At 52.5% G+C, this 3,323-nt stretch carries 4 protein-coding genes; all 4 read left to right on the plus strand.

What is annotated here, in order from left to right; all coding sequences use genetic code 11:
* Positions 1–607, plus strand: a 607-nt coding sequence (gene cyoE / locus M0974_RS09355; protein WP_297835600.1) for a heme o synthase, incomplete at its 5' end; no start/stop codon positions are given.
* A 273-nt stretch (positions 608–880) separates the two neighbouring features.
* Entirely contained in the window at positions 881–1,777 is an 897-nt protein-coding gene (locus M0974_RS09360) for a glycosyltransferase family 2 protein (protein ID WP_297835602.1), read from the plus strand.
* 61 nt (positions 1,778–1,838) lie between these two features.
* Complete coding sequence (locus M0974_RS09365; RefSeq protein WP_297835604.1) at positions 1,839–2,459, plus strand: CatB-related O-acetyltransferase; 621 nt, start codon at positions 1,839–1,841, stop codon at positions 2,457–2,459.
* A 14-nt stretch (positions 2,460–2,473) separates the two neighbouring features.
* Positions 2,474–3,112, plus strand: coding sequence for a hypothetical protein (locus tag M0974_RS09370; RefSeq protein ID WP_297835606.1), 639 nt, complete (start codon positions 2,474–2,476; stop codon positions 3,110–3,112).
* The last annotated feature ends 211 nt before the right edge of the window (positions 3,113–3,323 follow it).

Below are 3,323 nucleotides of genomic sequence, written 5' to 3' on the forward strand. Positions count from 1 at the left end.
GATCGCCGGGGTGGGCCTGCTTTACACCAAGGCTAACCCGCTGGCAGCGTTGTTCGCGGTCATCGGTTTTGTGATTTACGTCGGCTTCTACAGCCTGTACTTGAAACGCAAATCGGTGCACGGCACGTTGGTCGGGAGTCTATCGGGGGCGATGCCGCCGGTAATTGGCTACGTCGCGGTGAGCAACAGCTTCGATCTTGCAGCCCTGACGTTGTTGGTGATGTTCAGTTTGTGGCAGATGCCGCACTCCTATGCCATCGCGATTTTCCGTTTCAACGATTATCGGGCTGCGTCGATTCCGGTTCTGCCGGTCTTGCGCGGTATCGTCGTCGCCAAGCGGCACATCTTGATCTACATCCTGGCATTCCTCGTGGCCACGTTGATGTTGACCATCGGTGGTTACGCCGGCTTCAGTTACCTGGCCGTTGCGGCAGGCATGGGCATGTATTGGTTGTACATGGCCTGGACTGGCTACAAAGCGGTGGATGACACGGTTTGGGCACGCAAATTGTTTGTGTTCTCAATCCTCACCATCACCGCCTTGAGTGTAATGATGTCGCTGGATTTTCAGGTGCCCAGTGAGTTGCTGGTAACTTACGCGCGTTGAATTGACGTCGGCGCTTGAACAGAAACGCCCCGCTCTGATTGAAGAGCGGGGCGTTTTTTATTGTGTTACAAAAAAATGCTGAGTTTACTTAACGCTGGTTTCGACTAACAGGCACAGGAGAAAGGGGGCTGCGGTTGAAAAAAACCTCTGTAACCGCTGCCCGGCAATGCTTGGAACTGTAAAGCCATCATTGGAGCCATGGCAAAAGCTGTCGGGTTGAAGCATGATACGTTCGCTTTAACACTATGACGATAGACTCAGTAGAAACATTGAATGACAACTGAACACCTTACCTCCAGGAAAGAACAAGCGGTGGACGTCGGCCCGCTTGTCTCAATCATTGCGCCTTGTTACAACGCAGAAAAGTACCTGGAGGAAGCCCTCCGCAGTATTTTTGCCCAAGACTATGCCAACGTTGAAGTTATTATCGTCGACGATGGGTCGACCGATAACAGCTACGCCATGTTAAAGGCCCTGCAAAATACCTACGATTTTCAGCTGTATACCCAACATAACCAAGGCGTAAGTGCCGCCCTTAACCATGGTTTGACGTACGCCCAAGGCGAATACGTCTCTACGCCAGACCTGGATGACATCATGTTGCCGGAGTCGGTACGCATCAGGGCTGACTATTTGGGTAAACACCCGGAAGTTGGCTGTGTGGGCGCGTTAGTTGTGTATATGGACAGCGAAGGCAACAACGTCAAGACGCAAAAGCTGGAACAGATTCAACACTTGGGTTTTGACGAGATACTGAGTAAAGCCATCGTCGTAGGGGCGCCGGTTTCACTGTACCGGATGGATGCGTTACGCGCCGCAGGCTTTTACGAGCCGAGCATTAAGGTGCAAGACTTTCAGATGACGCTGAAAATAGCCGACCAGGGTTATCAGATACACGTACTGCCTGTCAGCGTTACGCGCTACCGCCGTCATCCCAACAATCTGTCACGGCGCTATAAAGTGCTGCTGGATGCCGACATGAAGGCAATCAGTCCTTATCGATCACATCCTGGTTATGAAAAGGGCAGGGCGGTCATCCTCAATAAAGCGCTGAAATACGCAGTCGTCACCGACAAGAAAGACGCGTGGCGTTTATTGCGATCGATTCCACTGAAGCGCTATAACAAAACCACCTTTCGGCGGCTGAAACGGTTGTTGTTGCACCGCTAGGGCACCCTGAAACTTTCTAGCCGTATTTTCTGTCTCATCGGTTATCCGTTGAGGGCAGCTAATGAAGTTTCTTGAAATTCTAAAAAGAAGACAAACAAGAAAGCACCTGCGTGGCATGGATAAGCTTCATCGCTATCCGGAAAAAATCAGGCTTCGCTATCCGAACTTATCCTTCGGCGTCGGCACCTATGGCATCCCTGACGTTGTCGAATTTGATAACGACTCAGTGCTGAAAGTCGGCGCTTATACTTCGATCGCGGCCGGTGTCAAAATCTTGCTGGGGGGTGAGCACCGTACCGATTGGGTGACCACCTATCCGTTTCCAGCAATTATTGACGAGGTCAGCGATATCCTCGACCACTCGCCGAGCAAAGGCGACGTGATCATTGGTAGCGACTGTTGGATTTGCACCAATGTTGTCATTCTTTCTGGCGTGACCATCGGCCACGGGGCCATTGTGGCGGCGGGTGCTATCGTGAGTCGGGACGTCGCACCCTTTTCTGTAGTGGGCGGCAATCCGTGTAAATTCATTCGGTGGCGCTTTGATGAGGCGACCCGCGAAACGTTGCTGCGCTCAGCGTGGTGGGATTGGCCCGTCGATGAGGTCAAGTCGGTAGCGAGAACGCTTTCCAGCAGTGACATAGATACCTTCATTCGCTACATCAACGCGCGAAAAGCCTGAGGTAGGTCATTCAAATGACGTTGGTAGAACTCACCCCCTACGGTGGCATTACCGTCATGCTCCCCGCGGCCATAGTGGTCGGCGTCTGGCTGTGCTTCTGCGGCTCCAGACGCCCTGCGTTGCTGTGGCTGGCAACCATGCTGTCGATGTACGTCATTGTCGGGCTCAGCAAAATCCTGTTCAAAGGCTGGGGCATCGGCTTGCACAGCCTCAACGTCGCGGTCATCAGTGGTCACGCCATGCACACGTGTTTGGTGCTGACGGTGGTCTTGAGCCTGCTTGCGCGGCAAATCAATCCACGGCTGCGCTGGCCTGCCGCTGGCCTGGGGTTGATCGTCGGTTGGTGGTTTGCCATGAACTGCGTATTTCCGTTCATCCATCCCTTACAAGAAGCCATCGCGGGCGCTGTCCTGGGCTCTCTTGCTGCTTGCGCGTTCCTCTACAGCATCGAAGGGCTGGAGATTCGTAAAATCCCACTAACTGCGCTCGTGCTGGGTTTGGTGTTCATGGCGTTTAACACGACTACCCCCAAGCACACCGCTGAAAATGTCCTAAACCGGATAGCGGTGACTATTTCTGGCGCACAGCGAGCCTTCAAACAACCCGAGTGGCGCCAGCCGGAAGTGCTGCAGCAGCTCAAACCCTCGATTTGATCTGCTCCGGCAGACCAATCTCCAGATATATCCGGGCTCATGACAATGCCTTCGCGTTAGCCCAAAGAATATCGATCCACTCAAATTTTGATTTGGAAAAAAACCTGTGGGAGCAAGCTTGCTTGCGAATGCCGCAACGCGATCTTTGTGGAATAACCTTAGAATTATATAATTCTTTTATAATTATCTGATCTTAATATACTCATTGATA

Source organism: Pseudomonas sp., from assembly GCF_026224925.1.
Classification (GTDB): domain Bacteria; phylum Pseudomonadota; class Gammaproteobacteria; order Pseudomonadales; family Pseudomonadaceae; genus Aquipseudomonas.